We start from the raw sequence: 25,599 nt of genomic DNA on the forward strand, positions 1-25,599 counted from the left end.
AGGCGACGAGCCTCCCGTGGGATACTCGGTCCTTGTCGGAACACCCAAGTGCACCCACCGGCACGACCTCACAGGAACGGCAGCTCATGGCCTCGGTCCCTTCCCTCGCTTCGTCCGTCAACCAGCGCGTCGCCGACGCCCTCGCCTCCGCCCTGCCGGAGGCCGGTGCCGCCGATCCCCTGCTGCGACGAAGCGACCGGGCCGACTTCCAGGCCAACGGCATCCTGGCGCTCGCGAAGAAGGCCAAGGCCAACCCGCGCGAGCTGGCGACGACCGTGGTCGGCGGCATCCCGGCGGGCGGCGACGGTGACCTGATCCGCGAGATCGAGGTCTCCGGCCCCGGCTTCCTGAACATCACCGTCACCGACCGCGCCATCGTCGAGACCCTCGCCGCCCGCGCCGCCGACGCGCGGCTCGGCGTACCGCTCTCGGACCACGCGGGCACCACCGTCATCGACTACGCCCAGCCCAACGTGGCCAAGGAGATGCACGTCGGGCACCTGCGCTCCGCCGTGATCGGCGCCGCGATGGTCGAGATCCTGGAGTTCACCGGCGAGAGCGTGGTCCGGCGCCACCACATCGGCGACTGGGGCACCCAGTTCGGCATGCTCATCCAGTACCTCATCGAGCACCCGCACGAGCTGGACCACGGCCCGCGCGAGGAGGTCTCCGGCGAGGAGGCCATGTCGAACCTCAACCGCCTCTACAAGGCCTCCCGCGTGCTCTTCGACTCCGACGAGGCGTTCAAGACCCGCGCCCGCACCCGGGTCGTCGACCTCCAGGCGGGCGAGCCGGAGACCCTCGCGCTGTGGCAGCGGTTCGTCGACGAGTCGAAGATCTACTTCTACTCCGTCTTCAACAAGCTCGACATGGACATCCAGGACCCCGACGTCGTCGGCGAGTCCGGATACAACGACATGCTGGTGGAGACCTGCCGCCTGCTGGAGGAGTCCGGCGTCGCCGTCCGCTCCAACGGCGCCCTGTGCGTGTTCTTCGACGACGTCAAGGGCCCGGACGGCAACCCGACCCCGCTGATCGTCCAGAAGTCCGACGGCGGCTTCGGCTACGCCGCCACCGACCTGTCCGCGATCCGCGACCGCGTCGGCAACCTCAAGGCGTCCACCCTCCTGTACGTCGTGGACGCCCGCCAGTCCCTGCACTTCAAGATGGTCTTCGAGACGGCCCGCCGCGCGGGCTGGCTGAACGAGGACACCAAGGCCGTCCAGCTCGCCTTCGGCACCGTCCTCGGCAAGGACGGCAAGCCGTTCAAGACCCGTGAGGGCGCGACCGTGCGCCTGGTCGACCTCCTCGACGAGGCCGTCGAGCGCGCGACCGCCGTCGTACGGGAGAAGGCCGAGAAGATCGGCCTGTCGGAGGCCGAGATCGTCGAGAACGGCCAGTACGTCGGCATCGGCGCGGTCAAGTACGCGGACCTGTCCACCTCCGCCGCCCGCGACTACAAGTTCGACCTGGACCAGATGGTCTCGCTGAACGGCGACACCTCCGTCTACCTCCAGTACGCCTACGCCCGCATCCGCTCCATCCTGCGCAAGGCGGGCGACCGCGGCCCGGCCGCGCACCCGGAGCTGGAGCTGGCCCCGGCCGAACGCGCCCTGGGCCTGCACCTGGACCACTTCGGCGAGCTGCTGGAGGAGGCGGCCACCGAGTACGCGCCGCACAAGCTGGCCGCGTACCTCTACCAGCTGTCCTCGCTCTTCACCACGTTCTACGAGCAGTGCCCGGTCATCAAGCCGGAGCCGGAGCTCGCCGTCGGCGAGAACCGCCTCTTCCTCGCCGACCTGACCGCCCGCACCCTCACCAAGGGCATGTCCCTGCTCGGCATCCGTACCCCCGAGCGCCTCTGATCCGCCCGGCACCGCACGGCACCACAGCACCGCACGGCACCACAGCACCACACGGCGCCACAGCACCGCACGGCAGCCCGCAGGGGCGTACGGGGAACGTCACCCCGTACGCCCCGGGCGTGGCGCCGCTCAGTGGTTGATCGGGTACGAGTGGCGTCCCGTCGTCGCGTCGATCTCGGCGTGGGCCTTCTGCAGGAGCTGCGACGCGAGGTCCATCAGGGCCCGCGCGCCCGCGATCTCCTCGCCCACCCGCAGCTGCTCGGGGTCGGAAGGATGACGCATCGCGTACCCCCGGCCCCTCAGCTCAGAGCCGTCGGAGAGTCTGAGCAGCGCCGCCGTACCGGTGCGGTGGCCCTCCTCGGAGAACTCCAGCTCCACATGCCATCCGACGAGCGTGGACATGATGGACCACCTCCAGATCGCCCCCTGGGCGCACCCCTGCTCTCCAGCCTGCGCCCCGCCCCGCGCTAGAGCCAGTCGAAGCGGCCCCCGGCGGCCAGCCGCCACCGCTCCAGCGCCCGGCCCACCGTGCCCCGGTGCCGGGCCCCGGCCCCCGGCGCTGCCCCCGGCACGGGCAGGCAGGTCCGCAACCACGGAACGTCGAGGTGCGTGTCCTCCAGGCGCACCCCGCCCGTGGTGACCTCCTCCAGCGAACCGTCCGCCCGGCAGGCGGCGATCCGCAGGCCCGACAGCCCCGCGCCCGGCCAGACGGCCGCCGCCACCACCAGCCGCCCGCCGTCCGGGGCCCGGCCCGTCGGCGGCCACGGCCCGGGCGACTCGTGCACGTACACGGCGGCCTCGGCGTCCAGCCCCGCCAGCTGCCGCCGGTACTCCAGCGAGCCGCCCTCGTCGGGGAACCATCCCAGCGCCTCCACGCCGGGATGCCGGAACGCCCAGATGCGGCTGCGCAGCGCGCCGTGCAGCCGCATCGTGCGGCACGCCTGCCGGAAGGCGAGCCACTGGACGCGCTCCAGGTACTCGACGGGGTCCGGCGCGGGGGCGCAGGCGTCACCGGTCATGACCCCAAGTGTCGCCCGGAACGCCCCGGTTACGGAAGATCGATCACGAAAGGGCCGACTGCGGACCCGCCGCCCCGGACCCGCTCAGCGCGCCTCGCGCAGCCAGAGCGCGACCTCGGTCGCCCAGTACGTCAGGATCGTGTCGGCGCCCGCCCGCTTGATGCCGGTCAGGGTCTCCAGGATGGCCCGGTCGCGCTCGATCCAGCCCTTCTCCGCCGCCGCTTCGATCATCGCGAACTCACCGCTGATCTGGTACGCCGCCACCGGCACGTCCACCGCCTGCGCGACCCGGTACAGGATGTCCAGGTACGGGCCCGCGGGCTTCACCATCACCATGTCGGCGCCCTCTTCGAGGTCGAGCGCCAGCTCCCGCATCGACTCCCGGGAGTTCGCCGGGTCCTGCTGGTACGACTTGCGGTCGCCCTGGAGCGAGGAGGCGACGGCCTCGCGGAAGGGACCGTAGAAGGCGGAGGTGTACTTCGCCGTGTACGCGAGGATCGCGACGTCCTCGTGGCCCGTCTCGTCCAGGGCGTCGCGGATCACTCCGACCTGCCCGTCCATCATGCCGCTCGGGCCCACCACGTGGACGCCCGCGTCGGCCTGGACCTGCGCCATCTCGGCGTACCGCTCCAGCGTCGCGTCGTTGTCGACCCGGCCGTGCTCGTCCAGCACACCGCAGTGACCGTGGTCGGTGTACTCGTCGAGGCACAGGTCGGACATGATGACGAGGTCGTCTCCGACCTCCGCCTTCACGTCACGGATCGCGAGCTGCAGGATGCCGTCCGGCTCCGTGCCCGCAGTCCCCAGCGCGTCCTTGTTCTCGTCCGCCGGGACCCCGAAGAGCATGATCCCCGAGACCCCTGCCTCGACGGCCTCCACGGCGGCCTTCCGCAGCGTGTCCCGGGTGTGCTGCACCACGCCGGGCATCGCCGAGATGGCGAGCGGCTCGCTGATGCCCTCCCGGACGAACGCCGGGAGGATCAGGTCCGAGGGGTGCAGCCGGTTCTCCGCGACCATCCGCCGCATCGCCGGGGTGCTGCGCAGCCGCCGGGGCCGCGAGCCGGGGAAGGTTCCGTACGCGCTCATCTTCAGTCGCCTCTTCGCACTTCGACAGCAGTCGCCTCCCAGCCTAGGGGGTCCCCTGCGCCCTCCTTCCCGAGGGCGAACTCGCACCACACCACCTTGCCCGGCACCCGTACGCCGACCCCCCACCGGTCCGCGAGGGCCGCCACCAGCAGCAGCCCGCGCCCGCCCTCGGCCCCCAGGTCCCGGTTCTGCACGCACGGCCGGCCGCCCCCGCTGTCGTGCACCTCGACCCGGACGAGGTCCCCGAACCGCAGCAGCCGCAACCGGTACCCGCGCCCGGGCGGCGCCCCGCGCAGCACGGCGTTGGTCGCCAGCTCGCTCACGCAGAGCAACACGTCGTCGTGGCGGCATGTCACACCCCACGCGTGCAGTGTCACCGCCGTGAACTCCCTGGCAGAGCGGATGGTTTGGCGGCTGCGGGGGTAGCACCGCTCGCGCAGCAGGGCGGGATGGATTTCCGTATTCACGGGGCGATCGTCGCGGTGCGTGACTAGCGTGAGGGAGACGAGTAACCCGTACTCCTTCACGAGTACGGGTCGGTACCGGTATCTCTCGTGCGTACACGGGGAGTTCACAGGCATGCCACCACGCAAGAGGCCACGGCCCAACGAGACGGCGATGAAGATGGTCGGCGCCCAGGTCGCCACCGCCCGCACCGCCAAGGGAATGACCCAGCGCGCCCTCGCCGAGGCGCTGCACATCGACGCCGAGACGGTCGCCTCGATCGAACAGGGCAGGCGCGTCCTGATGCCCAACGTCGCCGAGAAGATGGACCGGGCCCTCGGCCTGCCGGGCCTCCTCACGGTCGCGGCGAACAAGATGCCGGAGGTCGACATGGTCCCGGCCTGGGCAGAGGAGTACATGGCGCGGGAGGTGGAGGCGCTGGCGCTGTCCTGGTACGACACGCTCACCGTCCCCGGCCTGCTCCAGACCGAGAACTACGCCCGCGCGGTCCTCGGCTGCCGCGTCCCCTTCGTCGGCGAGGAGAAGATAGAGCTCCAGACCGCCCACCGGATCCAGCGCCAGCGGATCCTGGACCGACCGGTCCCGCCGACCCTCAGCTTCATCATCTGGGAGGCGGCCCTCCGGGACCGCATAGGCGGCGTCGAGGTCTACCGGGAGCAGCTGCGCCACCTGCGCGCCTGCGCCGACCGCCCGACCGTCTCCCTCCAGGTGCTGCCCCTCGGCATCACCGCCCACGCCGGTCTCAATGGCCCGTTCATCCTGCTGGAAACACCCGAGTTCCAGCACCTCGCCTACTCCGAAACGCAGCGCGGCAGCTTCCTCGTGCGCGACCCAAATGAGGTCAGCATCCTCACTCAGAAATATGCGATGCTGCGGTCACAGGCCCTCAACTTCGCGGAGACGAAGGGCCTGTTGGACCGGCTGCTAGGAGAGACATGAGCACCCCACTGACGTGGTTCAAGTCCAGCTACAGCGGCGACGAGGGCGGCGCCTGCCTGGAGGTCGCCATCACGTGGCAGAAGTCCTCCTACAGCGGCAGCGAGGGCGGCCAGTGCGTCGAAGTCGCCCCCTGCACCTGCGCCGACACCGTCCACGTCCGGGACTCCAAGGTCACCGACGGCCCGACCCTGGCGCTCTCCCCCGCCGCGTGGACTGACCTCACCCGCTGGGTCGCTGCCTGAGCTTCCACCGCCCCAGCTCGTCGGCCCGGATGTCGTGCTCGAACTCGGGGCCCAGCGGCCCGACCCGTTCGCACGCCTCCGGCGTACGCGGGTCCTCGCGCAGGCCCAGCCCGAAGGCGGCCTCCAGGCGCAGCATCTGGTCCCGCGCGTCCAGGAGGGGGAGGAGCAGCTCCGCCACGGCGGGCGTGCCGTCCAGGGACGTCGCCAGCGAGTGCGCGACCGCGCGTCGTACGCCCTGCTCCGGATCCCGCAGCAGGGAGGCGAGGAGGTCCCGGGTCCCGGCGGTCGTGTCCCCGCCGCCGAGCGAGGACCCGGCCTCGGCCCGTACCGACGCCTCCGGGTCGCCCGCGAGGACGTGCAGCGCGCTCCGCCCGTGCGTCCCCAGCTTGGGGGCCGAGTAGGACGGCCCAGGAAGCCGGTGTTGCTGTCAGAAGTTTTGGCGGGCCGTGATCGGGGCGAATGATGCGGTTCCGGTACCAGGCGAATGCGCGGCGCGGGGAGTGCCGGCGGGGCATCCTGATCGTCATGGACGAGATGCGTGAGCTCACTGAGGACGAGGTCAACGATCTGCTCGGTGACCACGACGACCGCGGGCCAGGCTGGGCCGATGATGACGCCTACGAGTGGGTGCGCTGATCAGCGGTCCGCCATGGCCGGCTCGTACACCGCGTCCACGGTGCCGGGTGCAGAGGAGGGCGTTCTCGTCCGACGCTGGGCTCGTCGTGCGGGAGGGCCCTCGGACCGGGACGGGGGAGGGGGCTAGGCTCTTCTCCGGCTACCGCCCAGGCGGCCGAGACGCCTGCGGGGAGAGGGAAGAGTTCGATGACAGCACCGGATTCCGTCCCAAAGCTGCGGATACCGCGTGTGCCGAAGGTACCGGTCGAGGATGGCCGGATGGAGGCGGTGCGCCGCTACGACATCCTAGACACTCCGCCGGACGGGGCGTTCGACCGGATCGCCGCGTTGGCCACCCGCCTGTTCGACGTGCCGGTGGCGACGGTGACGATCGTGGACAGCGACCGGATCTGGTTCAAGGCCACCCGCGGACTGGACGGCGTCACCCAGATCGGCCGCGACCCGGGCCTGTGCGCCTCGGTGATCCTCAGCGACGACACCCTGGTGATCCCCGACACCCTCACCGACTCCGTCGCCTGTGCCAATCCCCTGGTCACCGGCGCTCTGGGAGTCCGGTTCTACGCGGCCGCCCCCATCATCACCTCCGACGGTCACCGCCTGGGCACCGTCAACATCCTCGACACCAAACCCCGTGCGATCACCGAAGCCGACACCGCCACCCTGGCCGATCTGGCGGCGATGGTGATGAGTGAGCTGGAGCTGCGCCTGTCAGCGCTGCGCCTGGTACGCGCTGAGCGCGAGCGCGCGCAGTCCGAACGCCTGATGCGCGAGCAGGCGGAGAAGGACAAGGCTGAACTCGCCGCGTTCGCCTCCACGCTGCAGCGCACCCTGCTGCCGCCCGCCCTGCCAACCATCCCCGGCATGGAGCTGGCCTGCCACTACCTCACCGCGTCCGCGCGGGAGGTCGGCGGAGACTTCTACGACGTGTTCTCCCTGGGCGGCGGCCGGTGGGCGTTCTTCCTCGGCGATGTGTGCGGCAAGGGCGCCGACGCCGCCGCGGTGACCTCTCTGATCCGCTACACCCTGCGCGCCGCAGCCTGGCACGATCCGGACCCGGTCGCGGTTCTGGAAGCCCTGAACGCGGCGCTGCTCCTGGACCCCAGTGTCGGCAGCCGTTTCTGCACGGCCGTCTTCGGCGCCCTGCAGCCCGCTGCGGACGGGGGGTTCACTGTCACCCTGGGCACCGGCGGTCACCCCCCGCCCTACCACCTCCATCCCGCCGGCGAGGGTTCACCCGGCCACGTGGATGCGGTGCGGGCGGAGGGCGGCATGCTGATCGGCGCCGTGGCCGACGCCCGTTTCGCCTCACACACCGTGCACCTGGCCCCCGGCCAGGCCCTCCTGCTCTACACCGACGGGATCACCGAAGCGCGCGACGGCAAGGGCGAACTGTTCGGCGAGGACGCCCTGAGCGATCACCTGACCCGCCACACGGTCGCGTGTGGCCCGAGCGCCAGCGCGATCACCCTCATCGACGACCTCGTCGCCCTGCTCGACGCCTTCCCCGACGGCCTCGGAGACGACGTGGCCCTCCTCGCCCTCGCCGCCCTGCCCGCCGCACCGGCCGGCCTCGCACCGGCCGCAACCGGCACCGCCCACACCACCGGCGCCGGCCCCGCCCGGCTCCGCCCGAACGAGCAGGAGCACTGACCACCATGGCTCCCCTCATCTGCCAGCACACCCGCGGCCCCCTCGCCCTGGCCGCCGCCGACGGCGACATCGACTTCGACACCGCCCCCAGGCTGCGCGACCGCGCCCTGGACCTCCTCGCCCAAGGCCACCACCACCTGGTCCTGGACCTCAGCGACGTGAGCTTCTGCGACTCCTCCGGCCTCAACGCCCTCATCGGCATCATGCGCTGCGCCCAGGAACAAGGCGGCACCCTGTCCCTGGCCGCCGCCCCCGACCGCCTGCTGCGCCTGCTCCAGCTGACCGGCCTGGACACCGTCCTGCCCACCCACCCCACCGCCGCCGACGCGCTCAGCGCCCACGAGGCGAAACACAGCAACCCAGCCACCGCCTGAGCCGCCCCGCGCCCGAACCGGACCGTGTCAGGGCGAATACGGCGAACCGGATGGGCACTCACCCCATCCGGGCACCCGGCCGTTCCCACGTGCGGCGATGTCCGTTTCTCAGAAACGGTCCATTCCCGGAGCAAGATCAAACATGGGGCCGGGAAACCGCCCCGACCCCGGATTCGTTCTCAGAACCCGTTCGCACGCAAAGGGCCCGATGGTCTGGTCCGGGCGCGGGACCGCCCGGTCCATCAGTTCCCCGACCGGGGTGGGGACGGCGAACTCCCGCTCCAGGCCGGTCAGGACGACCCCGTGCCCGGCCCGTACGGTCCGCCCGCCGAGAACGACCTCCTCGACATCGGCGTAGTCCTCCTCGACCACCCGCCGCTCCGCCGCCCCCTCCGCCCCCGTCAGCCACCGCAGCTCCGCCCCCGCGCCCGCCTCGTACCACCGCCGGGCCGCCGCCAGCAGCCGCGCCCGTTCCGCCTCCGGCAGCCGCGCCCTCCGATCCGCGCCGAGCAGCGCCGTCACCACCCCCGGGGAGCCGCCCTCGACGGCCCGCAGCAGCGGGGTCGTCCCGTCCGGCAGGACCCGGTCCGGGTCCGCCCCGGCCGCCACCAGTTCCCCGGCCCTCTCGTGCTCGTACGCCGCGACCAGCGCGCACAGCCCCCGCATCGCTTCCCCCCGCTCCGTCATGGCCCGAGCACGCCACTGGGGCCCGGGTGCGCTGCGCGCCCGGGCCCCAGTGGGGGAATTCCGCTACCGGTCAGGTCGTACGGCGACGACGCGCACCCGGACGACGCTCGCTCGGCCGGCACACCACTTCGCCGGCCTCCTTGGCCGCGTCGCGGCGCGCCGCGCCGTACTCGGCCAGCGCCTCCGCCAGCTTCGAGACGCTCGGCTCGGGCGACAGGACGTCGACCCGCAGGCCGTGTTCCTCCGCCGTCTTGGCCGTCGCCGGACCGATGCAGGCGATGACCGTCACGTTGTGCGGCTTGCCCGCGATCCCGACCAGGTTGCGCACGGTCGAGGACGAGGTGAACATGACCGCGTCGAAGCCGCCGCCCTTGATCGCCTCACGCGTGTCCGCGGGCGGCGGCGAGGCGCGCACGGTCCGGTAGGCCGTGACGTCGTCGACCTCCCAGCCCAGCTCTATCAGCCCGGCCACCAGCGTCTCCGTCGCGATGTCGGCGCGCGGCAGGAAGACCCGGTCGATCGGGTCGAAGACCGGGTCGTACGGCGGCCAGTCCTCCAGCAGCCCGGCAGCCGACTGCTCGCCGCTGGGCACCAGGTCCGGCTTCACGCCGAACTCGACCAGCGCGGCGGCGGTCTGCTCGCCCACCGCGGCGACCTTGATCCCGGCGAAGGCGCGCGCGTCGAGCCCGTACTCCTCGAACTTCTCCCGCACCGCCTTCACCGCGTTGACGCTCGTGAAGGCGATCCACTCGTAGCGGCCCGTCACCAGGCCCTTCACCGCCCGCTCCATCTGCTGCGGGGTGCGCGGCGGCTCCACGGCGATGGTCGGCACCTCGTGCGGCACCGCCCCGTAGGAACGCAGCTGGTCGGAGAGCGAGGCGGCCTGCTCCTTCGTCCGCGGTACGAGCACGCGCCAGCCGAACAGCGGCTTCGACTCGAACCAGGCCATCTCCTCGCGCCGCGCGGCGGCGCCGTGCTCACCGACCACGGCTATGACCGGCCGGCCGCCCTCGGGCGACGGGAGCACCTTCCCCTGCTTGAACACCTGGGCGATCGTGCCCAGGGTCGCGTTCCAGGTCCGCTGGCGGGTCGTCGTACCGCCGACGGTCACGGTCAGGCCGGTGTCGGGCTTGCGCCCGGCGCTCACCAGCTCCGCGGCCGCGGCCGCGACGGTCTCCAGCGTCGCCGAGACCACGACGATCCCGTCGCTGGCGCCGACCTCGCTCCAGCAGCGGGCCGAGGCGTTCTTCGCGTCCACGAAGCGCACGTCGGCGCCGGACCGGCCGCGCAGCGGCACACCCGCGTAGGCGGGTACACCCACCACGTTCGCGACACCCGGCACCACCTCGAAGGGAATCCCCTCGTTGGCGCAGGCCAGCATCTCCTCGGCGGCGTTCCCGTCGAGACCGGGATCACCGGTCACCGCACGGACCACCCGCCTGCCGGAGCGTGCGGCCTCCATGACAAGATTGGCGGCATCCCGGATCACCGGGACACCAGCGGCTGCTGACTTCTCGTCAGCAACCGTCAGCTGAGGCGTGTCGACACCCGTGCGCGCGTGCGTACGGACGACATCCAGCACCTCGGGCTCCGCGATCAGCACGTCCGCGGCCGCGAGGGCCTCGACCGCGCGCAGCGTCAGCAGCCCCGGGTCGCCAGGGCCCGCACCGAGGAAGGTGACGTGCCCGTGCGCGGGAACGGCCGCGAAGGCGGAGGTGGTGGGACGTGAGGGGTTCACAGGGATCGCTCCCCCATCAGACCGGCCGCGCCCTTGGCCAGCATCTCGTCCGCGAGTTCGCGGCCGAGCGCCACTGCCTCTTCGTACGAGTGGGGGACGGGTCCGGTGGTGGACAGCTGCACCAGCGTCGAGCCGTCGAGCGTTCCGACGACACCGCGCAGGCGCATGGCGTTGACAGTCTGCCCGTCGGCCAGCAGGTCGGCGAGCGCGCCCACGGGGGCGCTGCAACCGGCCTCCAGGGCGGCGAGCAGGGAGCGCTCGGCGGTGACGGCGGCCCGTGTGTACGGGTCGTCGAGTTCACCGAGCGCGGCGATCAGGTCCGCGTTGGACGCGAGGCACTCGACCGCCAGGGCGCCCTGGCCGGGGGCGGGCAGCACGTTGTCGACCGACAAGAGCTCGGTCACCTCGTCACCGCGCCCGATCCGGTTGAGCCCGGCGGCGGCCAGGACCACCGCGTCCAGCTCACCGGAGTGCACGAACCCGATGCGGGTGTCCACGTTGCCGCGGATCGGCACGGTCTCGATGACCTTCCCGAGCGCGCGGGCGTAGGCGTTCAGCTGGGCCGCCCGGCGGGGCGAACCGGTACCGATCCGGGCCCCGTCGGGCAGCTGCGCGAAGGTCAGGCCGTCGCGCGCCACGAGCGCGTCGCGCGAGTCCTCGCGCGGCGGCATCGCGGCGATGACCAGCTCGTCGGGCTGCGTGGTCGGCAGGTCCTTGAGCGAGTGCACGGCGAAGTCGACGTCACCGCGCAGCAGCGCGTCGCGCAGCGCGGTGACGAACACACCGGTGCCGCCGATCTGCGCGAGCAGCTCCTTGGAGACGTCGCCGTACGTCGTGATCTCCACGAGTTCGACGGGCCGCCCGGTGATGGCGCGTACCGCGTCGGCGACGTGTCCTGACTGGGACATGGCCAGTTTGCTGCGCCGTGTCCCAAGCCGGAGGGGCTGGTCGGGACGTGAGTTCATGATGCCCGTCCTGGGTCGTCGTTCTTCGGATCGGCCGCGTCAGCCCGGCTGACGGATGCCACCGTCTGCGGGTCGAGGTCGAAAAGTTCACGCAGCGCCTCGGCGTACCCGGCGCCGCCGGGCTCGCTCGCGAGCTGCTTGACGCGCACGGTCGGCGCGTGCAGGAGCTTGTCGACGACGCGGCGTACGGTCTGGGTCACTTCGGCCCGCTGCCGCTCGTCGAGGTCGGGTACCCGGCCGTCGAGCCGCGCCACTTCCACGGCCACCACTTCGGCGGCCATCGCGCGCAGGGCGACGACGGTGGGGGTGATGTGCGCCGCCCGCTGGGCCGCCCCGAAGGCGGCCACCTCGTCGGCGACGATGGTGCGTACGGCGTCCACGTCGGCGGCCATCGGCGCGTCCGCGGAGGCTTCGGCGAGCGACTCGATGTCGACGAGGCGCACGCCGGGGATCCGGTGCACGGCGGCGTCGATGTCGCGGGGCATCGCCAGGTCGAGGAGCGCGAGCCGTACGTCCGCCCCCGCGTCCCGGGCCCGTCCGGTACGGCGCGGCTGCCGCTGGGCGGCGGCCTCACCCTGGTCGGCCCAGGTTCCGTGGAGTTCGAGCGCGTTGGCGTCGACCCCGGTGAGCGCGGTGCGCCCGTCCGCGCTGGGCGCGTCGAACCCGACGGGACACCCGTCCAGCTCGGCGACGGCAGCAGCGGTCAGCGTCCGCGCGGCCCCGGCGTCGGCGATCCGCCCACCCGCCTCGGCGGCGGCGACGAGCCGAGCGACAACCGCGGCACTACCGAGCCCGGCGGCCACCCGCGTCGCCCCACCACGAGGCGCACCTTCCAGCCCCGTCCGAGCCGCACTCTCCAGCCCCGTCCGAGCCGCACTCCCCAGCCCGGCCGAGGCACTCTCCAGCCCCGCCGGCGTTTGAGGCGCGGGGTCCGGGGCGGAGCCCCGGGAGCCCCGCAGGGCACCCCCGGCCCCGGCCTCGGCGTCGCCCACGGCCTTGGCCACGTCGTCCCCGGTCAGCACCAGCCCGGTGGCCCCGGTACAGGAAACGACCACGTCGACTCGTGTCAGCTCACCGACCACGTCCCCCATGCCGACGACCCGCGCGGCAGAGCCGCCCGCGGCCAGGATCTCCACCAACCGCTCGGCCCGCGCAGCGGTACGGTTCGCGACCGCGATCTCCGCGATCCCGACCCGCGCCAGCGTCGCCGCGGCCAGCGAGGACATCGACCCGGCGCCGATCACCAGGGCGCGCCTGCCCGCGGCCCACTCGGCCACCGGCACGCGCCCGGCCAGCTGCTCCAGCCCGAAGGTGACGAGGGACTGCCCGGCCCGGTCGATGCCGGTCTCGGAGTGCGCCCGCTTGCCGACCCGCAGGGCCTGCTGGAAGAGGTCGTTGATCAGGCGGCCCGCGGTGTGCAGTTCCTGCCCGAGCGCCAGCGCGTCCTTGATCTGGCCGAGGATCTGGCCTTCGCCCACGACCATCGAGTCCAGCCCGCACGCCACCGAGAAGAGGTGGTGGACGGCCCGGTCCTCGTAGTGCACGTAGAGATAGGGAGTGAGTTCCTCCAGCGCGACCCCGCTGTGCTGCGCGAGGAGCGTGGACAGCTCGGCGACACCGGCGTGGAACTTGTCCACGTCGGCGTACAGCTCGATCCGGTTGCACGTGGCGAGCACGGCCGCCTCGGTCGCCGGTTCGGCGGCCAGGGTGTCGTGCAGCAGCTTCGCCTTGGCATCGGTGGAGAGCGAGGCGCGTTCCAGCACGCTGACAGGGGCGCTGCGGTGGCTCAGCCCTACGACGAGCAGACTCATGCCGGCATCACCGCCGGTACGTCGCCCTCGGGGCCGCTCTTGCGCGGCGGGGCGGCGGCGGTGGCCGGGGCCCGGGTCGCGGCGGGCTGCGGCAGGGGGAGCGCGGCGGATTCGCCGCCGGCGGCCTCGGCCGCCGCGGCGGCGCCCTCGCCCGCCTTGCGCTGCTCGTGGAAGGCGAGGATCTGGAGCTCGATGGAGAGGTCGACCTTGCGTACGTCGACGCCCTCCGGCACCGACAGGACGGTCGGCGCGAAGTTCAGGATGGAGGTCACTCCGGCCGCGATCAGCCGCTCGCTGACCTGCTGGGCGGCGCCCGCCGGGGTCGCGATGACCCCGATGGAGACGCCGTTCTCCGAGATGATCTTCTCCAGCTCGTCGGTGTGCTGCACCGGCATGCCCGCGACCGGCTTCCCGGCCATGGCCGGGTCGGCGTCGATGAGCGCGGCCACCCGGAAGCCGCGCGAGGCGAACCCGCCGTAGTTGGCGAGGGCGGCGCCGAGGTTGCCGATGCCGACGATGACGACCGGCCAGTCCTGGGTCAGCCCGAGTTCGCGGGAGATCTGGTAGACGAGGTACTCGACGTCGTATCCGACGCCCCGGGTGCCGTAGGACCCGAGGTAGGAGAAGTCCTTGCGCAGCTTCGCGGAGTTCACTCCGGCGGCGGCCGCCAGTTCCTCGGAGGACACCGTGGGTACCGAGCGCTCGGAGAGCGCCGTGAGGGCGCGCAAGTACAGCGGAAGCCGGGCGACAGTGGCCTCGGGAATACCTCGGCTGCGGGTCGCCGGTCGGTGAGTTCGGCCAGTTGCCACGATGCTCCTGCGGGATGAGCGGGGCTGCAGGTGGCCTCTTGTCCCAGGACCACCCCGTCGGAAGCAGGCTATGTCTTTGTGAACGCGTGCACAAAGATAGTGTCCAATTTGTCCGAGCAAAGTGACCGGGGTCACGCGACCCGGCCACGCCGACGCGGAACCATCGCCGCGCCGAACCCGTTCAAATCCCGAAGGGGGCAAAACGGTGCACACTCCTCATCGATACGCCCCCGAGACCCCATAAATCGCCCATGATGGTAACCGGCGAACGGGTCAAGCCCCCAATGACCGACGGAGCCGGTCAGGGTTCACCCTCCAGAAGGTGTGCTGTTCGCCATCGATCAGGACCACCGGAATTTGCTCCCAGTACAAGCGGTACAGCTCCGGGTCCTGCGAGATGTCCTTCTTCTCCCACTGCGCCCCCGTCTCCGCGCACACTTCCTCGATCACTTCCTGGGCGTCGTCACAGAGATGGCACCCCGGCTTCCCGATCAGCGTGACGGTCCGCTCGGCGGCACGCTTCTTTTCCTTACGGCGCGACAAAGGGCTCATGCATCCATTGTTCACCGCCGGGGAATCCGGCTGGTTCGGGAAGTTCCGAACACAGTGGCTATGCTCGCGTCATGTCCCGCCCGTCGCCCGACCATCACCCCGGTAGGAGTCCCTTCGGGACGCGTGCCGCATGGGGATGGCTCACCCCCCGTAGGCGCTCCGCCACCGCGCGGAGCGTACTGGCGGGCGAGGCCTCCGCCGAGGCCGCCCGCAAGACCGCGCTGGCCGACGATCCGGCCGGGATCTCCCTCTCGCTGGACTCCGCGACCCCACCGGGCCCCGAGGCCGCGGAGCGCGAGGTGCCCGCCGCACCGGCCGCACCCCCGGAGCCGGAGTTCCCCGTCGCGGGCGACGACCTCGCCGCCGCCTTCTTCGACCTCGACAACACCGTCATGCAGGGCGCCGCGATCTTCCACTTCGGCCGCGGCCTCTACAAGCGCGAGTTCTTCCGCCGTCGCGAGCTGGCCCGCTTCGCCTGGCAGCAGGCCTGGTTCCGGCTCGCCGGGGTCGAGGACCCCGAGCACATGCAGGACGCCCGCGACAGCGCCCTGTCCATCGTCAAGGGCCACCGGGTCTCCGAGCTGATGTCGATCGGCGAGGAGATCTACGACGAGTACATGGCCGAGCGGATCTGGCCGGGCACCCGCGCCCTGGCCCAGGCCCACCTCGACGCGGGCCAGAAGGTCTGGCTGGTCACGGCCGCCCCCGTGGAGACCGCCACGATCATCGCCCGCCGCCTCGGCCTGACCGGGGCCCTGGGCACCGTCGCCGAGTCCGTCGACGGCATCTACACCGGCAGGCTGGTCGGCGAGCCGCTGCACGGCCCCGCCAAGGCCGAGGCCGTGCGCGCGCTGGCCGCCGCCGAGGGACTCGACCTCGCCCACTGCGCCGCGTACAGCGACTCGCACAACGACATTCCGATGCTGTCCCTGGTCGGACATCCGTACGCGATCAATCCCGACACAAAACTGCGCAAGCACGCTCGGGCCCACGACTGGCGGCTGCGCGACTACCGCACCGGCCGCAAGGCCGTGAAGGTCGGCGTTCCGGCCGCCGCCGGGGTCGGCGCGCTCGCGGGCGGCGCCGCCGCCGCGATCGCCCTGCGCCGCCGCCGCAAGTAGTACTCCCCCGCAACCACGGGCTTCCCGCCCGGCGGCAGGGCTCCGCGCGCCCGTCTCCCGGGCCCGCGACGGGCATTCCCCCACCTCTACCCGCGTCCCGGACGCGGCACTCCGGCATGCCCGACTCGGTCGTGAGCCGCCGTGGAAGCCGCCATTCCGCGTGCAGATGTGATCAATAACCGATCACCGAACGCGACTGAATATGCCCTCGACACGCAACAGAAGCGACGGAACCGGTGATTTGAGCAACTAGGTGTAGCGCTGCCTGTACGAAGCGTTATTCTCCTCAAACGCATGCCACCGCCCATTCGTCGCCACGACGAGTGAACGGTCCCGCACTGCACGTGATGGAAGCTCTGCCTCTGGGAGTCCCGTGTACCCACCTGTCGGGGTTGACGCCTCGGGCCTGGCTACGCTGCGCGCAACGGTCATCGACCATCTGCGTGGCTTCGTCCCCACCGCGTACGCCGTCCCCGTTTTCGCCGCCTCGGTCCCCGCCGGCCTCGGCCCCGTAGGTCCTTGCTATGCCCTGACGGATGGCGGAGCGACCGTGGGCAGACGCGGCCGCGCGGGAGCCGGATCAAGCGGCACCAGTACGAGCACGCCGACCACCCGCCGTCCCACCGCGGACAGCGACAGCGCCCGCATGATGGATCTGGTCGAGCGGGCCCAGGCCGGCGAGGCCGATGCCTTCGGTCGCCTGTACGACCAGTACAGCGACACCGTCTACCGCTACATCTATTACCGCGTCGGCGGCAAAGCGACCGCGGAGGACCTCACCAGTGAGACCTTCCTGCGCGCGCTGCGCCGTATCTCCACCTTCACCTGGCAGGGCCGCGACTTCGGCGCCTGGCTCGTGACGATCGCGCGCAACCTGGTGGCGGACCACTTCAAGTCCAGCCGCTTCCGCCTCGAGGTCACCACCGGCGAGATGCTCGACGCCAACGAGGTGGAGCGCAGCCCCGAGGACGCCGTCCTGGAGTCCCTTTCCAACGCGGCCCTGCTGGAGGCCGTACGGAAACTCAACCCACAGCAGCAGGAGTGCGTGACCCTGCGCTTCCTGCAGGGGCTCTCGGTCGCCGAGACGGCCCGGGTGATGGGGAAGAACGAGGGCGCGATCAAAACCCTCCAGTACCGGGCGGTCCGGACCCTGGCCCGGCTCCTCCCGGACGACGCCCGCTGACCATGACGCTGTGGTCCGATCATCCTTCGTCCGTAACCCAAGTGCCGCGTCGCTCGTTGTGCGGAATGCAGGCTCCCTGTGGACACGCCACGCCCGAAGCCGACCACTCGAAAGGGTGGAAGTGCTCAAGGAAGGCAACCATCCGGACACCCTGGGGAGTCGATCGTCATGACGAGAGGAGGTGCCGCCAGTGATCGCGAACGTTTCTCCGCACCGGCGGGCGAACGCCTTCGCCCAGGCCCTGGAGGATCGGACCCCGTCCGAATCTTCGGAACCGGAGCCGGCGGCCGAGCAGTCCGAGGCACCTGCCGAACCTGCCGACCACGACCGGTTGTTGGCCCTGGCGAGCGCGCTCGGCGAAATGCCACGCCCGCAGATGGACGCCGAGGTCAAAATGGTGCAAAGAGCCCAGCTCATTGCAGCCATGGAGACCATGGTGATGGAGGAGAGGGCCGGGGGCGGTGCCGCCTCGGACCCTCAGGTGCCCGAACAGCGGACCGGTCGCGGCGCCCACCGGGCGACCCCGCTCCGGAAATTGCGGCCCCGCTCCCGCTGGTCCAAGGGCATCGCAGCGGGTGGCCTCACGGTCGGTGTGGCCGCGGGAGCCTTCAGCGGAGTAGCCGCTGCCAGCACCGACGCCCTGCCGGGTGACTCCCTGTACCCGGTGAAGCTGGGCATGGAGGACATCAGGCTGGACATGGCCGACAACGATGCGGGCCGGGGCGAGCTGTATCTCGACCAGGCCTCGAACCGCCTGTCGGAGGCGCGAAGGCTGATGGAGCGCGGCAGATCGCCGGGCTCCCTGGACCACGAGGCACTCGGCGAGATCCGCCGGGCCCTCGCGGGCATGAAGCACGACGCGGAAGAAGGCCACCGCCTCCTCCAGTCGGCCTATGAACGGGACGGCTCGCTCGGCCCGATCCAGACCCTGTCGTCGTTCTCCCGCTCCCACCGGGACGCGTGGGGCAAGCTCCGCGAGAAGCTCCCGGCACAGCTCACGGACGTGGGAGAACAGGTCACGTCGGTCTTCAAGGCCATAGACGATGACGTCGAACCGCTCCAGGGCCTGCTTCCGAAGCCACCGGAACAGACCCGGGGCTCCGGCTCCCCGTCCACCCCGTCGAAGCCGGGCACCAGCGGCAAACAGCCGTCCGCACCCCCGGCCGCGGGCACCGCCCCCTCCCAGGGGACCAGCGGGCCCGCACCCACGCCCTCGGGCTCCCAGCCCCCGGGCACCGGCGGCCTCATCGGCGGCGCCGGCGGCCTGCTCGACCCGCCCTCGGCGGGCAGCGGCCAGGTCCCGCCGATCGCCCCGGAGATCCCGAAGCCGGAGATCACCCTGCCGCCCCTGCTCCCGGGACTGCTCCCGGGCCTGGGCATCAAGGGCGAGAACGCGGAGTAGCCATGACGGGTGGGGTGCCGGGACCGAGCCCCGGCACCCCACCGGTCAGAAGAACACCGACCGACGCTGCACCAGCAGCTTGTACAGCGTGTGCTGGATCTGCTCCCGCACCTGGTCCGTCAGGTTGAACATCAGCATCGGGTCCTCCGCCGCCTCCGGCGGATACCCGTCCGTGGCGATCGGCTCCCCGAACTGGATCGTCCACTTCGTCGGCAGCGGCACCGCCCCCAACGGCCCCAGCCACGGGAACGTCGGCGTGAGCGGGAAGTACGGGATCCCCAGCAGCCGCGCCAGCGTCTTGGCGTTGCCGATCATCGGGTAGATCTCCTCCGCCCCCACGATCGAGCACGGCACGATCGGGGTTCCCGCCCGCAGCGCCGTCGACACGAAACCACCGCGCCCGAACCGCTGCAGCTTGTACCGGTCCTCGAACGGCTTCCCTATCCCCTTGAAGCCCTCGGGCATCACCCCGACCAGCTCCCCGGCCTCCAGCAGCCGCTGCGCGTCCTCCGCGCACGCGAGCGTGTGCCCGGCCTTGCGCGCCAGCTCGTTCACCACTGGCAGCATGAACACCAGGTCCGCCGCGAGCAGCCGCAGGTGCCGCTGCGCGGGATGGTGGTCGTGCACCGCGACCTGCAGCATCAGGCCGTCCAGCGGCAGCGTCCCGGAGTGGTTGGCCACGATCAGGGCGCCACCCTCCTTCGGGATGTTCTCGATGCCCTTGACCTCGACCCGGAAGTACTTGTCGAACACCGGCCGCAGCACCGACATCAGGACCTGGTCGGTGAGTTCCTTGTCGTACCCGAAGTCGTCGACCTCGTAGTCACCGGTGACCCGGCGCCGCAGGAAGGCCAGGCCGCCCGCGAGCCGCCGCTCCCAGCCGCTCGGCGCCGCCCGCTCCACCGCGGCCACCGGACCGCTCGGCGCCTCCGGCGCACCGGCCGCCTTCGCACTCACGGTCCCGGTCCCGGCCCCGGCCCGTGTCCCGGTGCCGGCGCCGGTCCCCGCGCCCGCGTCGGGCTCGGCCACCGCCCGTACCCGCCGGGCCCGCCTGCGCGGCCGGTCCTCGTCGAACGGAATGACCTTGGCGTCCGCCACTATCGCTGCGCTCCCTCTTCGGCCCCGGATCCGGCTGCGGATCCTGCAACGGCAACGTCGACCTTCAGCATGCCCGCCACCCGGTCCACGGCGCGCCCCGCCCGCTCCGGCGGCAGCAGCCCGTTCCCCCGGCTCCGCGTGAAGTCCGCGAAGGTCTCGGTGGTGGTGTACATCGGCTTGAATCCCAGCACCTCCCGCATCTGGGAGGTCTCCACGACCCGCCCGTGCGTGAGAAGTCTGATCTGTTCCGGCGAGAAGTCGGTGACCCCGACCGCCCGCAGCGCGGACCCCACCCACGTCAGCGCGGGCAGCGGCAGCGCCACCGTCGGCCGCCCCAACCGCCGCGAGCACTGCGACAGCAACAGCACCCCGTCCCCGGCGATGTTGAAGGTCCCGCTGTTCAGCGTCCCCCGCCGCGGCTCACCGGCCGCCAGCCGCAGGACGTCGAGCACGTCGTCCTCGTGCACGAACTGGAGCCGCGGGTCGTACCCGAGGACGGTCGGCATCACCGGCATGGAGAAGTACTCGGCGAGCGCCGAATCCGCGAAGGGCCCCAGGATGTTCGCGAAGCGCAGGACGCACACGGCCACATCGGGCCTGCGGCGCGCGAAGCCCCGCACATAGCCCTCGACCTCGACCGCGTCCTTGGCGAAGCCCACGGAGGGCAGTGACTTGGGCTGGGTGGTCTCGCTGAAGACGGCCGGATCGCGCGGGGCCGCTCCGTAGACGCTGGTACTGGACTTCACGACCAGGCGCCGCACCGTCGGGGACTTCTGGCACGCCCCGAGCAGCTGCATCGTGCCGATGACGTTCGTTTCCTTGACGGCGCTTCCCGCACCGCCCGCTCCCACACCGGCGCCTCCGGTGACCGCGAGGTGCACCACGGTGTCCACGGAGTACTCCGCCAGGACTCTGGCGATCGCCGACTGTCTGATGTCCGTACGGACGAACTCGGCGGAACCCAACCGGTGCGGCGGAGTCATCGCGTCCACCGCGATCACCCGTTCGACATCCGGGTCGCGCTGGATCCGGCGTACGAATCGGCCTCCCAGCTGCCGGGCTGCCCCGGTCACGAGCACGACCTTCCCCACTGCTCAGCGCCTCCCTCGTCGTCCCCCGGCTGCACCACAGCCCCTCCACCAGAATGGTGGAGGGGCTGTGGAAAACACGTACAGCTGCCGTTTACTTCTTGTTACGACGCTGCACGCGGGTGCGCTTGAGCAGCTTGCGGTGCTTCTTCTTGGCCATCCGCTTGCGCCGCTTCTTAATGACAGAGCCCACGACTACCCTCGCTCACTTCTCGGAACATCCCCGCGCTAACGGGGATCGGTGCGGGGCGTCTGGGCCCACACGACCTACGTCGGCCTAGCCTACCCGCCAACACTCCAGGTCCGTAATCCGCATGCGGCCGAGGGAGGCCAGGACCTCAGTCTCAAGCCGACTCCACCCCCACATAGGACTCTCGGAGGTACTCGTGAACCGCGTTCTCGGGGACCCGGAAGGACCGGCCCACCCGGATTGCGGGCAGATGACCGTTGTGCACCAGCCGGTACACGGTCATCTTCGACACTCGCATCACCGAGGCGACCTCCGCCACGGTCAGGAACTGAACCTCACTGAGAGGCCTCTCGCCAGCAGCCATGACACACCTTGACCTTCCGCACATGAGGGGCACCGGCTTCCCCTCCGGTTACGCCCCGTCGTCGCACGCTCACTCCCCAGAGTAGGGGCGGGTGATACGAGTGGGGAAGAGGAGCTACAGCCACCAGTCCCGGCCACACCTCAGCCCGCGAGACCCGCCCGCCCCAGCACGTACCGCGTGAGCGGGCGGTAGTAGTCCGAGCGCACCGCGTCATCAAGCGGAACGGCCACCGCGACCCTCCCCTCGGCCTCCCCCACGAACAGCGCGGGATCGTCCGTGTCCGCCAGCCCGATGGCCGCGAAACCCAGCTGACCTGCCCCGCAGACCCAGCCGTGGTCCCCCACCACCAGCTCCGGCAACGGCCCCCCGGACTCCGCCAGAGCCCCCAGCGCCAGCCGAACCGGCAGCGGCGAATGACTGTGCGCGCCGGGCGCACTCCCCGCCGGGCGCACGCCGGGCTCCCGTACCAGTGCGACCCCCCGTACGTAGTCGAGGCAGTGCGTACGTACGCCGAACCGGGTAGCGACGTCCACCCCCACCCCCCGCGCCGGAGTGAGAACAACACAGCCCACCGCCGACAACGCCTCGGCCAAGGTGACGTAGAACCCCAGGAGCCGGTGCGGGTGACCGGTCCCGAACAGCACCGGGGCCCGCGCCAGCGCCGCCTCCCGCAACCGCCCCGCGAAGGCGTCCAGCCCGGCCAGCGTCCGCTCCGGATCGATCACGTCCGGACCACTGACGTGCGCCGGATCCGCCGAGACCCCGCACTTGTCCGCCATCAGCCGCAGCAGGTCGCACTGCGCCCAGCCCCCGTCCGGGTCCAGCCCCAGCAGCACTCGTGGATCACGCGCCGCGAACAGCCGGTAGCTGCGCAGGCTCTCCTCGCGGGAGGTGGCGACGGGCCCGGCCAACCGGGCGGCCAGCAGATGCGCACGCAGGGCGCCGGTGCTCAACACCCTCCGATGCTGCCGCACGTGACCCCGGCGATCGCCAATTCATCGAAACAGCCCCACAGTTGGCCTAATGTGGCACTTGCGCGGGCGCCGTCCGCGCGCTCAGGTCAGCATCCCGCGCAGCGGGAACACCGCGCGCCTGGCAGCCAGTACCGCCTGATCGATCCGGTCCGCGGGGTCGTACCCCGCCTCCCACTCCCGCCACCCGGGCGTGCGCCCGTCCGTCATCCGGGCCGGAGCGGGCTGCCGGGTCCGCGCGTACACCTCGTCGCGCCAGGACGCCGGGACCACCGACTCCGGGGCCAGGGGCCGGTGCGCGGCGATCGCCACCAGGTGCGTCCAGGACCGCGGTACGACGTCCACGATCGCGTACCCCCCGCCGCCCAACGCCAGCCACCGCCCGTCCGCGTACGTGTGCGCGAGGTCGTGGCAGGCCTCCTGCACGGCCCGCTGAGCGTCCAGCGACACCGCGAGGTGCGCGAGCGGATCCTCGAAGTGGGTATCCGCGCCGTGCTGGGTCACCAGCACCTGCGGCCGGAAGTCCGCGAGCAGCTCCGGCACCGTGGCGTGGAAGGCCCGCAGCCACCCCTCGTCCCCCGTCCCGGCGGGCAGCGCCACGTTCACGGCGGACCCCTCGGCGGCCGGACCGCCGGTCTCCTCCGGCCACCCGGTCTGCGGGAACAGCGTCCTCGGGTGCTCGTGCAGCGAGAGCGTCAGGACCCGCGGGTCGTCCCAGAAAGCGGCCTGCACGCCGTCCCCGTGGTGCACGTCCACATCCACGTAGGCCACCCGCTCGGCCCCCAGCTCCAGCAGCCGCGCGATGGCGAGGGCCGCGTCGTTGTAGACGCAGAACCCGGCCGCCCCGCCGGGCATCGCGTGGTGCAGCCCGCCCGCGAAGTTCACCGCGTGCGCCGCGTCCCCGCGCCACACCGCCTCCGCCGCCGCCACCGACTGCCCGGCGATCAGCGCGGAGGCCTCGTGCATCCCGTGGAAGGCCGGATCATCCATGGTCCCCAGCCCGTACGAGCCGTCGGCCACCCCGGGATCGGCGGACACCTCCCGCACCGCGGCGACGTAGTCCCCCCGGTGGACCAGCCGCAGGGTGGAGTCACCGGCGGCCTTCCCCGCGCGCACATCCATCTCCCGGTCGAGCCCGAAGGCCCGCACCAGGCCCATGGTCAGCGCCAGGCGCACCGGATCCATCGGATGGCCCGGCCCGAAGTCATACTTCGTTACCGCCTCGTCCCACATCAACAACCCGCGGCCGCTCATGCCCAACACCGTATCGGGCGCCCTCCGCGGCGAACGAGCGGGCGTAGAAGAGGGTCACCAGGACCAGCGCCATCGGCACGAGCATCGCCCCCCGGTAGCTCCAGGCGTCCCCGAGCGCGCCGACCAGCGGAGCCCCGACCAGGAACCCCACGTAGTTGAAGATGTTCAGCCGCGCGACGGCCGTGTCCGAGGCCCCCGGGAACAGCCGCCCGGCGGCCGCGAAGGTCTGCGGCACGATCACGCACAGCCCGATCCCCAGCAGGGTGAACCCCAGCATGCCCACCCACGCCCCGGGCGCGGCGGCCACCACCGCGAACCCGCCCGCCGCGACGACCGTGCCGGCCCGGACCACGGCCGCCGCGCCGAAGCGCCGCACCCCGAGGTCACCGACGGCCCGCCCGAGCAGGGTGGTCACCATGTACACGTTGTAGGGAACGGTCGAAAGCTGCTCGGAGCTGCCCAGGACGTCCTTGAGGTACTTGGCGCTCCAGTTGGAGACCGTGGAGTCCCCGATGTACGCGCACGCCATCACCAGGCACAGCGGCAGCAGCAGCCGGCCGCCCTTGGCGGGCCAGCCCTCCGCCGCCGCCCCCGGCTCCCCCAGCTTCCCGCCGGGGACCGCGGCCGGGGTGTCGGCGTAGTACCGGCTCGCGGCGAAGGCGAGCGGCAGCAGCACCACCACGGCGGGCAGGTAGCTGGTGAAGAGCGTCAGGTGCCAGTGCACGCACGCCCACGCGGCGGACGCCCCGAGGATCCCGCCGAGGCTGTACGAGGCGTGGAAGCCCAGCATGATGCTCCGGCCGTACGCCCGCTGCAGGCTCACCCCGAGCATGTTCATCGACGCGTCGAGCGCGCCCACCGCCAGCCCGAACGCCCCCAGCGCCAGGGCGATGTGCCACATCCGGGTCCCGGCCCCGGCGCCCAGGAGCGCGAGCAGCACGAGCGGCTGCGCCCAGCGCAGTATGGTGCTGGGCGCGACCCGCTTCACCAGATGCTCGGTGCCCACGCTCGCCACCCCGGCCAGGACGGGAACGGCGGCGAGGAAGGCGGGCAGGAGGCCGTCGGATATCCCGTACTGGTCCTGGATGGCGGGGATCCGGGTCACGAGGAGGGCGAAGGTCACGCCTTGTACGAAGAAGCTGAAGCCCAGGGACCCTCGTCCACGGCGCAGCCGCACGTCTGCTGTCATGGCGGCTCAGCGTAGGCGCGGGTGCTACCCGTGGGTAGAGCGATCACATATCGAGTTGGAGAAGCCCGGGGAGTTCCTTCATCTCCCCGAACAGGCCGGTCGCACCGGCGAGCCTCTCGGCCGAGGTCATCGCGGTGAACCCGAAGACGTCCATCCCGGCGGCACGGGCGGCCTGGATCCCGAGCGGGCTGTCCTCGACGACGACGCAGCGCGCGGGATCCACCCCCATGCTCCGGGCGGCGTGCAGGAACAGGTCCGGGGCGGGCTTGCCCTTGCCGACGTCCTCGGAGCTGAAGATCCACTCCTCTTCGAACCACTCGTCGAGCCCGGTGGTGCGGTGTCCGACCCGGATCCGTTCGTGACTCCCGGAGGAGGCGAGGCAGTACGGGATCCCGCGCGCGGTGAGTTCTTCGAGCACCGCTTCGGCTCCGGGCACGGGACGCAGGTCCCGCTCGAAGGCGGCGAACACCCGGGCGTGCAGGGTTTCGTCGAAGCCGGTGGGGAGCCGCTCGCCGGTCCGTTCGAGGACCAGGTCGTGCACCCGGTGCACGGCGGCCCCCATGTAGTCGCGCAGGGACTCCTCGTACGAGGTGGGGTGCCCCAGCTCGGTCAGGTACCCGGACAGAATGCGGTTGGACAGCGGCTCACTGTCCACCAGCACGCCGTCGTTGTCGAAGATGACGAGGTCGTAGCTCATACCCCTGACCCTATGCACACCGGGCCCGGAACGCAGAAAAGCCCCGCACCATAAGGTGCGGGGCTTTCCCGGAAAAATTGTTCGGCGGCGTCCTACTCTCCCACAGGGTCCCCCCTGCAGTACCATCGGCGCTGAAAGGCTTAGCTTCCGGGTTCGAAATGTAACCGGGCGTTTCCCTAACGCTATGACCACCGAAACTCTATG

Annotated in this window: 27 protein-coding genes and 1 rRNA gene; 8 read left to right on the plus strand and 20 right to left on the minus strand. The window is 71.6% G+C overall.

Features of this window, described 5'->3' with window-relative positions; genetic code table 11:
- The first annotated feature begins 86 nt into the window (after window positions 1-86).
- Window positions 87-1,865 (plus strand): arginine--tRNA ligase, encoded by a 1,779-nt coding sequence (argS, locus tag QMF80_RS33580; protein WP_283460349.1) that lies wholly within the window; start codon window positions 87-89, stop codon window positions 1,863-1,865.
- A 129-nt stretch (window positions 1,866-1,994) separates the two neighbouring features.
- On the opposite strand, the gene QMF80_RS33585 is transcribed toward argS, so the two are convergent.
- From QMF80_RS33585 to QMF80_RS33600, 4 genes are all read right to left on the minus strand, one after another.
- Window positions 1,995-2,267: a DUF1876 domain-containing protein gene (locus QMF80_RS33585; RefSeq protein WP_283460351.1), complete on the minus strand. Its 273-nt coding sequence runs from the start codon at window positions 2,265-2,267 to the stop codon at window positions 1,995-1,997.
- 65 nt (window positions 2,268-2,332) lie between these two features.
- Entirely contained in the window at window positions 2,333-2,884 is a 552-nt protein-coding gene (locus QMF80_RS33590; RefSeq protein WP_283460353.1) for a hypothetical protein, read from the minus strand.
- An 84-nt stretch (window positions 2,885-2,968) separates the two neighbouring features.
- Window positions 2,969-3,970 carry a porphobilinogen synthase gene (gene hemB, locus QMF80_RS33595; RefSeq protein WP_283460355.1) on the minus strand — a complete coding sequence of 334 codons (1,002 nt, stop codon included), beginning with the start codon at window positions 3,968-3,970 and terminating at the stop codon, window positions 2,969-2,971.
- A 2-nt stretch (window positions 3,971-3,972) separates the two neighbouring features.
- The gene (locus tag QMF80_RS33600; protein WP_283460357.1) at window positions 3,973-4,437 is read right to left on the minus strand and encodes an ATP-binding protein; all 465 of its coding nucleotides are present in this window, start codon (window positions 4,435-4,437) and stop codon (window positions 3,973-3,975) included.
- 112 nt (window positions 4,438-4,549) lie between these two features.
- Here QMF80_RS33600 and QMF80_RS33605 point away from each other — a divergent pair, with 112 nt between their 5' ends.
- The gene (locus QMF80_RS33605; protein WP_283460359.1) at window positions 4,550-5,374 is read left to right on the plus strand and encodes a helix-turn-helix domain-containing protein; all 825 of its coding nucleotides are present in this window, start codon (window positions 4,550-4,552) and stop codon (window positions 5,372-5,374) included.
- Complete coding sequence (locus QMF80_RS33610; RefSeq protein ID WP_283460361.1) at window positions 5,371-5,616, plus strand: DUF397 domain-containing protein; 246 nt, start codon at window positions 5,371-5,373, stop codon at window positions 5,614-5,616. The genes QMF80_RS33605 and QMF80_RS33610 overlap by 4 nt, the downstream gene beginning before the upstream one ends.
- Here QMF80_RS33610 and QMF80_RS33615 read toward each other — a convergent pair.
- The gene (locus tag QMF80_RS33615) at window positions 5,594-6,001 is read right to left on the minus strand and encodes a HEAT repeat domain-containing protein (RefSeq protein WP_349372270.1); all 408 of its coding nucleotides are present in this window, start codon (window positions 5,999-6,001) and stop codon (window positions 5,594-5,596) included. The two genes, QMF80_RS33610 and QMF80_RS33615, sit on opposite strands and share 23 nt — an antisense overlap.
- Window positions 6,002-6,480: 479 nt before the next feature.
- On the opposite strand from QMF80_RS33615, the gene QMF80_RS33620 reads away from it, so the two are divergent.
- Window positions 6,481-7,902: a PP2C family protein-serine/threonine phosphatase gene (locus QMF80_RS33620; protein WP_283460362.1), complete on the plus strand. Its 1,422-nt coding sequence runs from the start codon at window positions 6,481-6,483 to the stop codon at window positions 7,900-7,902.
- A gap of 5 nt (window positions 7,903-7,907) precedes the next feature.
- Window positions 7,908-8,276 (plus strand): STAS domain-containing protein, encoded by a 369-nt coding sequence (locus QMF80_RS33625; protein ID WP_283460364.1) that lies wholly within the window; start codon window positions 7,908-7,910, stop codon window positions 8,274-8,276.
- A gap of 108 nt (window positions 8,277-8,384) precedes the next feature.
- Here the strand turns inward: QMF80_RS33625 and QMF80_RS33630 are convergent, their stop codons facing one another.
- From QMF80_RS33630 to QMF80_RS33655, 6 genes are all read right to left on the minus strand, one after another.
- Window positions 8,385-8,963, minus strand: coding sequence for a hypothetical protein (locus tag QMF80_RS33630; protein WP_283460366.1), 579 nt, complete (start codon window positions 8,961-8,963; stop codon window positions 8,385-8,387).
- Between the two features lie 70 nt (window positions 8,964-9,033).
- Window positions 9,034-10,701: a bifunctional uroporphyrinogen-III C-methyltransferase/uroporphyrinogen-III synthase gene (locus QMF80_RS33635; RefSeq protein ID WP_283460368.1), complete on the minus strand. Its 1,668-nt coding sequence runs from the start codon at window positions 10,699-10,701 to the stop codon at window positions 9,034-9,036.
- Entirely contained in the window at window positions 10,698-11,666 is a 969-nt protein-coding gene (gene hemC / locus QMF80_RS33640; RefSeq protein ID WP_283460370.1) for a hydroxymethylbilane synthase, read from the minus strand. The genes QMF80_RS33635 and hemC overlap by 4 nt, the downstream gene beginning before the upstream one ends.
- On the minus strand, window positions 11,663-13,477 hold the full coding sequence (locus QMF80_RS33645; RefSeq protein WP_283460372.1) for a glutamyl-tRNA reductase: 1,815 nt from the start codon (window positions 13,475-13,477) through the stop codon (window positions 11,663-11,665). Before QMF80_RS33645 ends, hemC begins: the two co-directional genes overlap by 4 nt.
- A complete protein-coding gene (locus QMF80_RS33650) occupies window positions 13,474-14,286 on the minus strand; it encodes a redox-sensing transcriptional repressor Rex (RefSeq protein ID WP_283460374.1) in 813 nt (270 codons plus the stop codon). Before QMF80_RS33650 ends, QMF80_RS33645 begins: the two co-directional genes overlap by 4 nt.
- Before the next feature lie 273 nt (window positions 14,287-14,559).
- Window positions 14,560-14,838, minus strand: a complete 279-nt coding sequence (locus QMF80_RS33655; protein WP_283460376.1) for a glutaredoxin family protein — start codon at window positions 14,836-14,838, stop codon at window positions 14,560-14,562.
- 71 nt (window positions 14,839-14,909) lie between these two features.
- On the opposite strand from QMF80_RS33655, the gene QMF80_RS33660 reads away from it, so the two are divergent.
- The 3 genes from QMF80_RS33660 to QMF80_RS33670 all read left to right on the plus strand — a co-directional run bounded on the left by QMF80_RS33660 (window position 14,910) and on the right by QMF80_RS33670 (window position 18,544).
- Window positions 14,910-15,959, plus strand: coding sequence for an HAD family hydrolase (locus tag QMF80_RS33660; protein ID WP_283460378.1), 1,050 nt, complete (start codon window positions 14,910-14,912; stop codon window positions 15,957-15,959).
- 373 nt (window positions 15,960-16,332) lie between these two features.
- The gene (locus QMF80_RS33665) at window positions 16,333-17,142 is read left to right on the plus strand and encodes an ECF subfamily RNA polymerase sigma factor, BldN family (protein ID WP_283460380.1); all 810 of its coding nucleotides are present in this window, start codon (window positions 16,333-16,335) and stop codon (window positions 17,140-17,142) included.
- 190 nt (window positions 17,143-17,332) lie between these two features.
- The gene (locus QMF80_RS33670; RefSeq protein ID WP_283460382.1) at window positions 17,333-18,544 is read left to right on the plus strand and encodes a DUF5667 domain-containing protein; all 1,212 of its coding nucleotides are present in this window, start codon (window positions 17,333-17,335) and stop codon (window positions 18,542-18,544) included.
- Window positions 18,545-18,589: 45 nt separating this feature from the next.
- Here the strand turns inward: QMF80_RS33670 and QMF80_RS33675 are convergent, their stop codons facing one another.
- The 9 genes from QMF80_RS33675 to rrf all read right to left on the minus strand — a co-directional run bounded on the left by QMF80_RS33675 (window position 18,590) and on the right by rrf (window position 25,591).
- The gene (locus QMF80_RS33675) at window positions 18,590-19,642 is read right to left on the minus strand and encodes a lysophospholipid acyltransferase family protein (protein WP_283460384.1); all 1,053 of its coding nucleotides are present in this window, start codon (window positions 19,640-19,642) and stop codon (window positions 18,590-18,592) included.
- On the minus strand, window positions 19,642-20,733 hold the full coding sequence (locus tag QMF80_RS33680; protein WP_283460386.1) for an NAD-dependent epimerase/dehydratase family protein: 1,092 nt from the start codon (window positions 20,731-20,733) through the stop codon (window positions 19,642-19,644). The genes QMF80_RS33675 and QMF80_RS33680 overlap by 1 nt, the downstream gene beginning before the upstream one ends.
- Before the next feature lie 91 nt (window positions 20,734-20,824).
- On the minus strand, window positions 20,825-20,923 hold the full coding sequence (locus QMF80_RS33685; protein ID WP_003948845.1) for a 30S ribosomal protein bS22: 99 nt from the start codon (window positions 20,921-20,923) through the stop codon (window positions 20,825-20,827).
- 151 nt (window positions 20,924-21,074) lie between these two features.
- Window positions 21,075-21,284 (minus strand): helix-turn-helix domain-containing protein, encoded by a 210-nt coding sequence (locus tag QMF80_RS33690; RefSeq protein ID WP_008738568.1) that lies wholly within the window; start codon window positions 21,282-21,284, stop codon window positions 21,075-21,077.
- A 140-nt stretch (window positions 21,285-21,424) separates the two neighbouring features.
- Entirely contained in the window at window positions 21,425-22,240 is an 816-nt protein-coding gene (locus QMF80_RS33695) for a phosphatase (protein ID WP_283460476.1), read from the minus strand.
- Between the two features lie 99 nt (window positions 22,241-22,339).
- On the minus strand, window positions 22,340-23,509 hold the full coding sequence (locus QMF80_RS33700) for an acetoin utilization protein AcuC (protein ID WP_283460478.1): 1,170 nt from the start codon (window positions 23,507-23,509) through the stop codon (window positions 22,340-22,342).
- Entirely contained in the window at window positions 23,460-24,698 is a 1,239-nt protein-coding gene (locus QMF80_RS33705; protein ID WP_283460480.1) for an MFS transporter, read from the minus strand. The genes QMF80_RS33700 and QMF80_RS33705 overlap by 50 nt, the downstream gene beginning before the upstream one ends.
- Before the next feature lie 43 nt (window positions 24,699-24,741).
- Window positions 24,742-25,395, minus strand: coding sequence for an HAD family hydrolase (locus QMF80_RS33710; protein ID WP_283460482.1), 654 nt, complete (start codon window positions 25,393-25,395; stop codon window positions 24,742-24,744).
- 79 nt (window positions 25,396-25,474) lie between these two features.
- Window positions 25,475-25,591 (minus strand): 5S ribosomal RNA (gene rrf, locus QMF80_RS33715).
- Between the last annotated feature and the right edge of the window lie 8 nt (window positions 25,592-25,599).

It is taken from the genome of Streptomyces sp. G-G2 (assembly GCF_030063135.1).
Taxonomy (GTDB): domain Bacteria; phylum Actinomycetota; class Actinomycetes; order Streptomycetales; family Streptomycetaceae; genus Streptomyces.